This is a genomic window from Halomonas sp. ND22Bw (genome assembly GCF_003011945.1).
Lineage (GTDB): Bacteria > Pseudomonadota > Gammaproteobacteria > Pseudomonadales > Halomonadaceae > Halomonas > Halomonas halophila.
Genome location: NZ_PXWD01000586.1, coordinates 1 through 293, shown reverse-complemented (window position 1 = coordinate 293; position 293 = coordinate 1). Strand labels below are relative to the sequence as shown.

Annotated in this window: 1 pseudogene; it reads right to left on the bottom strand. The window is 61.8% G+C overall.

The window, feature by feature from the left end:
- A pseudogene (locus CVH10_RS19485) lies at positions 1-293 on the bottom strand (AMP-binding protein); the annotation flags it as partial.

The window sequence follows — 293 nt, the reverse complement described above, 5'->3', positions numbered from 1 at the left end:
GACGGACGAGGTCCTGGATCTGCGAACTCAGTTCCACGGTTCGGTCCACGTGGTCGATCTCTGGGACGACGATCGCATACGGACGCTGTCCCTTGAGATAGTCGTGCACACCGACCACCGCGCATTCGGAGACGACGGGGTGTTCGGCGATGGCAGCCTCAATCTGTCCCGACGACATCCGGTGCCCGGCAACATTCATGACGTCGTCGGTTCGGCCGAGGATGTACCCGTAACCGTCTTCGTCTACTCGTCCCCCATCACCGGAGGTGTAGTACCCCGGGGACGCGTTCAGA